This window comes from Methanospirillum hungatei, from assembly GCF_020216685.1.
Classification (GTDB): Archaea; Halobacteriota; Methanomicrobia; order Methanomicrobiales; family Methanospirillaceae; genus Methanospirillum; species Methanospirillum hungatei_B.
The window spans coordinates 1-6437 of sequence record NZ_JAIWNS010000236.1; the positions used below are offsets into that span (position 1 = coordinate 1).

A 6437-nucleotide genomic window follows, 5' to 3' on the forward strand; every position below is an offset into this window, starting at 1 on the left:
GGTAGCAGGAGTTACCTGATCGGTATTGATACTATTGATAAACACGGAAGCTCCATCTGGGACAGAATAAATTTTCACCGAAACTTTTTCTGAGTCCGGACTTGGATCATAAAAAGGAGTATAGACCGGAGTAGGAGGGATTGTATGAACAGACTCTTCAGGGACAAGCGAATACCTCACCGTTCGGGAAAGCGTTCTGATATTAACCGTCTTGGTTACATCTTTATACCCGGTTTTCTTAATCTTGAATGTATATTCACCCATGGGTAAATCTGGAATGACAAGTGGTGTTTCTCCAAGAATTGAACCATCATGAACAACGGTTGCACCTACAGGATCGGTAATAATTTTTAATTCTCCGGTCATTGCAGAAACAACGGATATACCCATGAGGAGGATACATCCAATTATGCAAAGCCTCATGCCTATTGTCGTCATAGAATCACACACATGCTCTATTGATAAGTGAGATGATAAATCTGCGGGAGTCGGATATTTATTATCAAAACCGAATATTATGAAATTATCGTTTAAAATTAGCTATTAGATTCAATTTTTAATTTTTTAATTTTTAACAGATAATGAGAGCAAAACAAAACCTGAATCATGAATATAAAAAGAAAATTGACATGCGTGTGGTATCCAAAAATTACCAGTGAATCGGAAAAAACATGAAAATTTTATGCTTTAAAAAAATTAAAATTTTAATTAGATTTATTCAGATACCGGAATTATCTTATCTTTTATCTGATTTTCAACATTGAGATTCATCATCTCTATTACATTATTGACAACACCCTGGGTGTGGGTTCTTAATAACTCATCAGTATTGAAAAACTCCCGATCCTCATTGCTGGAGTATTCTGCCCCATGAGTCCGGTATCCAATCCCAAAAGGAGCCAGAATATATCCAAGCTGCTGAAAGTTCAGGAAGATGTTCAGAGCAGTGGTAATCCCTCCATCCTCATGACCGCAGACCAGAATTCCTACGATTTTCCCATGTGTCAAACCCGGTTTTTGAAGATGATAGAGGTTCTGCATACAGGTTGTCCGGTCAAGGAATGTCTTCAGCCTTGCAGACATGCTGTTCCAGTTAATGGGTGAAGCAATTATTACCGCTTTTGTTTTTGCCAGCATCTCATGAAATACATGCATGTCATCATCCTTATTCCGACAAGGATAATCACATGACTGGGCCCTGACCGCATAACAGCACCAGCAATGATCGATAGTATATTCGTTCAGGTTAAACCGCCGGTACGAGATGTTTCGTTCCTTTAGGACCTCCTCTGCAATATCGGTCATTACACCGGTATTCCCGGCCCGGTGAGAACTTCCGTTGATGAGGAGGACGTCAAATTCCTCGACCGGACAGGTGACCGGCTTTTCATGCTGCGGAATAAATTCACCACTTGGACTATGACAATGAGGGCATCCTTTCGGTGGTTTCTCACCGGTGAACAGAAAACCGCAAACGGTACATTTCCAGGATATTTTTTTGGTTTTTGGTGTTTCGTTATCAGATGTATCAGTCATAGTACTTCTTGATTACACTATCATGAAAGAAGTATTTGAATACTTTTTATTTTACCTGGGATTTCATCAGGAGGGTGAGAAAGGAGTAAGGTACGTTCTGACGTGTAGTAAATTGAAAAGATGGATATGACATTTAAAAATCGAATATTGCTCTGATAATCAATTTATTGTGAATGAATGTATCTCGATGCTCTATAATGATAAGGGTGCATTGTGAAAATTCAGAATATAGTCGGAAAAAATATCTATTATCTCACACTATAACTTAGATATGGACACATCTGTCAGGATAGTAATTGAACGACAGAATCCCTGGTGGCAGAAGGAGACATTTCCAACAGGGATTCCCCGGTTATCACGATACCCTGACTTGGTTTCTATCTTCCTTTACGTGAAGTACTGATTCTTCTTGGAGCCAGGAGGACCGGAAAGTCTACTCTGTTATATCAGATAATAGCGGAAATGATACAAAAGACGGTCCCACCTCAATCAATATTATACCTGAACCTGGATGAGCCGATTCTCAATGCACATGCACAAGAAGGGTTTCTGATGGACATTTACATGAATAATGATATAAAGGATTGGGATAAAATTTATAATTCCAATAAATATTTTATATCAAATATGAAAGGGGGGCCTCATAAAAAATGATATGGAAATCAAGAATATGTCTTATGTCTACAAAAAATAAGGAAAAATTCTCATTGAATTTTTAAAAACAAAAAAGATAGCATCCGCGGTAATGACATGCAATTTAAAAGAGGTATTACCTATACATTCTTAACAAATTCTAATTTTCGTGCTATATTATCCCCAGGCGGTTTTATTTTTGATGTAAATGATTCATCCCTTTTTCCGGAAAATTATTTTGAAATTTTAGGGATAATAAATTCGATGATTGTATATTATTTATTAAAAATATTAAACCCTAGAATGGCTTTTCAGGTCGGTTATCTTTCTCGTCTCCCTATTCCTAAGATAAATTTAAATTCTCTAAATTCCCGCGTTAACACCGCCATCACCCTCGCAAAAGTCGATTCAGCAGAAGACGAGACCACGTACGACTTCACCGCTCCCCCATTCGCCCCCACCCTCTCCGGAATGGCAGATCTTGTCAAATCCCGCCATGACCATCTCTGGGAAATCGAAACCAAGATAGACGACAAAGTATATCGGCTCTATGGCATCACGGACGAGGACCGGGCAGACATCGAGGCTGAAGTAGGGGAACCACCGGCACTTCCAACTCCGACACCCGAAGATCTGGTCAATCACTGGATTGGGTATGCCATTAGGATCATCATGGGTCGGTTCATCCCCGGAGAGGAAGGAGCACTTGGGTCTGGAATCGTAGATGGAAATCACATCTTCTCCCCGGAAACAGAGAAGAAACTTCGGGAGTTTACCGATCTCGATGCAGTTACCATTCTTGAAGACGGCCATCCGGATGACCTGGAAGCAAAAGTCCTTACTGCTCTGATCCTGATGCTCGGGGAAGAAACGACAAACAAAATTCTAGGAATTCTCGGTGGAGACATGGCAACCGGAGCAGCAACTATCCGATTCCTCCTGAAAGATTACTGGAAGAATCATCTTCAGTGGTACCTGAAGCGTCCAATCTACTGGCTCATCCAGTCACCAAAGAAAGAGTACAGTTGTTATGTCTGCCATGAGCGGATGACCGTTGATTCACTCTTATTGATTCAGTCGGCCCTGTATCTCGGAGGATGAATTAACGCACTTCGGTCCAGGATTGGAGAGTTGATGGAGGCTATTTTGACTGCTGAAGGTCATGAGCGGAACAGACTTGAGAAGGAGCGGGAGAAGCTGGAGAAGGCCCTTGTGGACTGTGAGGAACTGGATTCGAGTATCACGAAGATCATCCAGCAGACCGACGAGACTGGGAAGACGATTGGAGGGAAGCTGGAATTCTACGACGGCGTGATTCTCAATATGGCACCGTTCAGGGAATTATTCCCGCCGTGGAAGGCTGAACCGGCGAAGTTCTGGAAAGAGCTGGAAGAGGGGAAGTACGACTGGTCGTATACAGCGATCCGGTACTGGCCGGAGCAGGTTCGTGCCGCTTGTAAGAAGAATAAGAGCTATACCATTGCACATGGATTGGAAGAGGAGTATGAGGGATGAACCCTGAAAATGATACCTCCAGACTATCTTTTATCATTGCTCTCAGTATAGTCCGTATAAAATTAGGATGTCTAAAGGTAGCCATAGTATTCACAGAAGGATTAGTCAGATTTCTTATAATTATCGCAAGAATACAAGTTTCGATAACCAGTTTCTTAAAGAAGGATAGATGAACATTATCTAAAAGTGAAAGAAGATGAGAAAGTTACCAGTTACACGGCAATGTGATAATGGCCGGAGCCGGTCAGGGCCGCACACACGCGAAATAAGCGCTACGCCATCGCTCATAGATTGGAAGAGGAGTATGAGGGATGACCCTATGCCACATGAAACCTCATCTACCAGAAAGACATAGAGATAGCATTATGGAGAGTATAGCATGACCAAAGATATCGTATTGACCATCCCGTCATCTCTCGCACAGGAGATGAAACTCCCACCTGACACCATTCAGGAAGAACTTATGAGTGAACTGGCAGTCAGCCTCTATCACCGGAGGATAATTACCGCTGCACAGGCTTGCAGACTCGCAGGACTTGAACGATTCCAATTTGAAGAAATCCTTTGGAAACGACAGATACCAGTACATTACTCAGAAGAAGACCTTGATAAAGATATCAAATATGCAACTGGTAATCTCTGATTCATCGACGCTTATCCACCTGTCAGCAGTGAATCGGTTCGGACTTATCAGGGAGTGTTTTTCTTCAATACACATACCACGAGCAGTGTACCAGGAAGTAGTTCTCAGTGGAAAACGAAGATCAGGATCCGAAGAAGTAATTCAGGCAATACATGATGGAGTAATTACCGTCCATGAAGTGAAAAACACCCCCCTGATCATAAGTTTATGTCATGAAATTCATCGCGGAGAGGCTGAGGTCATCGCCCTTGCTCTTGAATGTGATAATCCCATTCTCCTCCTCGATGACTTTGATGCAAGGCACGTAGCAGAACGATTCGGTCTTTCGTACACCGGAATTATTGGCATTCTCATAAAAGCCAGAATTGAAAAAAAAATACTTTCACTTAAATTTGAGTTAGAACAATTACGAACCATAGGTAGATTCTGGATATCAGATCAGGTCATGCAGAAAGCACTCACAGCCGTTGGAGAAAAATGACTCTTCCAATCTCCTCAACTGATCAACCTTCCTCACCGAACTAAAATCCCATATACGGAAGGCTCAACTCAAAGCCGCTGTCTCGGTAAACCGTGAGTTAATTCTCCTCTACTGGAAGATTGGAAAAGATATTCTCATCAACCAGGAGAAACCCGACTGGGGAGCCAAAGTCATCGACCAGTTACCTTGGATCTCCGTTCAGAATTCCCGGATAAGAAAGGATTCTCGGTCAGAAACCTGAAATACATGCAGGTATTTGCAGCTGCATACCCTGACCTTGAATGTGTGCAAGAGGTAAAGGAAAATATACCATGATGTTATGATCAAAAGAATTTTCAGAGAAAGGATTGGAGTTTTTGAGCATACTGAATCAAAATTTATTTGGTACAGGCAACGTTCAGAAACGATGGGATAAATGAGAGAGATCACTGCGGCACCTTGGCAAAAGCCGCAACCTAAACGATACTCTCACCTTAAAATTTTCAGAAATTTAGTAGGTTCTAATCTTCGGATCCATAGGCTGAATGAGGGTTAGGTACTATTGGTTATCGTTAAAAAATCAGGAAAAACTTGTAATTCTTCCTCTTTTCTCTAATGGCCATTTGAAGTTTCAATGATTTTTGTTTAGACCGCTAATGTGGCACATTTGCGGATCCTATTAGTGAATAGAGTGAGAGAGGCATCTCAATGGTTATGTATAAAACATACTTGGTCTTACTTATGCTGGAAAAATTATCTCGCAGGATCTGGATCTATCTCCAAAGCTGTCTTACATGAATAACGATTTATAATAATCTCATTGATCATCACGAAACAAACAATCATCCATGAAAAAGATGAAGAGAGAGAATTCGTTATGGCATGACTGAAGGTTCCAGACTGCGTGACTGAAGGAGTAACTTTCGATATTTTTTGGTCACATTCTATCTATGAGAAGAGACAACATAGGAATATGGATACTCTAGTTCAAATATATCAGGACGGTGAATGGTATATCGCCATAGATCTTGCAACAAAAGTAGCAGATCAGGGAAAAACGAGAGAAGAAGCAATATCTCGATTGAAAATCGGACTGAAAGAACATTATGAAACTCTTCTAGAAATTCTTGAAAAAGACAAAAAATTAGAGATAATCACCGTAGAGGTTCCAAATAGTGGCAACTCTTCCAGTCCTCTCATCGCATAAAGTGATAAAGGCTCTGAATAGAGCAGGGTTTATTGTAAAAAGACAATCAGGAAGTCATATTCATTTGTGGCATGACGAAAGAAGGACACTTGTAACCGTCCCATATCACGAAGAACTTGCTCCAGACACATTGATTTCAATAATAAAACAATCAAAGATGGATAAAGATGAATTTCTCACATACATCGAATAGATCTTCACGTTATCCCTACCACTCATTGTTCACCCATCACACTCCTTTCATTCACAGTAGATTTGCATCAGCTGGTGTTTGTACAATTTTTAAAAAACTATAGTCACAGTAGTCAACAATCAGATACATTTCTTAATTTTTTCATAGGAAATTTTCTATTAAAACCCTTATGAGGCTTCGCCTCAAGCCTGACGAATGAAAAACTGATAACGTTCAGGCCCCTATTTAATTTGGTGGTGCAGGTTGGTAT

At 40.7% G+C, this 6437-nt stretch carries 9 protein-coding genes and 2 pseudogenes; 9 read left to right on the plus strand and 2 right to left on the minus strand.

Going from position 1 to position 6437, the window contains the following annotated elements:
- Positions 1 to 438 (minus strand): PEGA domain-containing protein (locus LDL35_RS13780; protein ID WP_304023463.1); only part of this gene is annotated, 438 nt, incomplete at its 3' end.
- A 276-nt stretch (positions 439 to 714) separates the two neighbouring features.
- A complete protein-coding gene (locus tag LDL35_RS13785; RefSeq protein ID WP_304023465.1) occupies positions 715 to 1536 on the minus strand; it encodes an NAD(P)H-dependent oxidoreductase in 822 nt (273 codons plus the stop codon).
- Positions 1537 to 1938: 402 nt separating this feature from the next.
- Here LDL35_RS13785 and LDL35_RS15455 point away from each other — a divergent pair, with 402 nt between their 5' ends.
- From LDL35_RS15455 to LDL35_RS15465, 9 genes and pseudogenes are all read left to right on the plus strand, one after another.
- Positions 1939 to 2190 carry an AAA family ATPase gene (locus LDL35_RS15455; protein WP_369694940.1) on the plus strand — a complete coding sequence of 84 codons (252 nt, stop codon included), beginning with the start codon at positions 1939 to 1941 and terminating at the stop codon, positions 2188 to 2190.
- Between the two features lie 450 nt (positions 2191 to 2640).
- Positions 2641 to 3270: a hypothetical protein gene (locus LDL35_RS13790; protein ID WP_304023466.1), complete on the plus strand. Its 630-nt coding sequence runs from the start codon at positions 2641 to 2643 to the stop codon at positions 3268 to 3270.
- 33 nt (positions 3271 to 3303) lie between these two features.
- Positions 3304 to 3684, plus strand: coding sequence for a hypothetical protein (locus tag LDL35_RS13795; protein WP_304023468.1), 381 nt, complete (start codon positions 3304 to 3306; stop codon positions 3682 to 3684).
- A 379-nt stretch (positions 3685 to 4063) separates the two neighbouring features.
- Positions 4064 to 4327 carry a UPF0175 family protein gene (locus LDL35_RS13800; protein WP_304023469.1) on the plus strand — a complete coding sequence of 88 codons (264 nt, stop codon included), beginning with the start codon at positions 4064 to 4066 and terminating at the stop codon, positions 4325 to 4327.
- A complete protein-coding gene (locus LDL35_RS13805; protein ID WP_304023470.1) occupies positions 4308 to 4808 on the plus strand; it encodes a DUF3368 domain-containing protein in 501 nt (166 codons plus the stop codon). The genes LDL35_RS13800 and LDL35_RS13805 overlap by 20 nt, the downstream gene beginning before the upstream one ends.
- Positions 4809 to 4860: 52 nt before the next feature.
- Positions 4861 to 5123, plus strand: a pseudogene (locus LDL35_RS15460) (DUF1016 N-terminal domain-containing protein).
- Positions 5105 to 5302: pseudogene (locus tag LDL35_RS13810) on the plus strand (IS4 family transposase); the annotation flags it as partial. The pseudogenes LDL35_RS15460 and LDL35_RS13810, both read left to right, overlap by 19 nt.
- Before the next feature lie 389 nt (positions 5303 to 5691).
- On the plus strand, positions 5692 to 5994 hold the full coding sequence (locus LDL35_RS13815; RefSeq protein ID WP_304023472.1) for a hypothetical protein: 303 nt from the start codon (positions 5692 to 5694) through the stop codon (positions 5992 to 5994).
- Position 5995: 1 nt separating this feature from the next.
- Positions 5996 to 6187 (plus strand): type II toxin-antitoxin system HicA family toxin, encoded by a 192-nt coding sequence (locus LDL35_RS15465; RefSeq protein ID WP_369694941.1) that lies wholly within the window; start codon positions 5996 to 5998, stop codon positions 6185 to 6187.
- Positions 6188 to 6437: the final 250 nt, after the last annotated feature.

Coding starts and splice junctions, on each gene's coding strand:
- LDL35_RS13795 (WP_304023468.1), top strand. CDS start 3,304: ATGGAGGCTATTTTGACTGCTGAAGGTCATGAGCGGAACAGACTTGAG.
- LDL35_RS13790 (WP_304023466.1), top strand. CDS start 2,641: ATGGCAGATCTTGTCAAATCCCGCCATGACCATCTCTGGGAAATCGAA.
- LDL35_RS13800 (WP_304023469.1), top strand. CDS start 4,064: ATGACCAAAGATATCGTATTGACCATCCCGTCATCTCTCGCACAGGAG.
- LDL35_RS13785 (WP_304023465.1), bottom strand. CDS start 1,536: ATGACTGATACATCTGATAACGAAACACCAAAAACCAAAAAAATATCC.
- LDL35_RS13805 (WP_304023470.1), top strand. CDS start 4,308: ATGCAACTGGTAATCTCTGATTCATCGACGCTTATCCACCTGTCAGCA.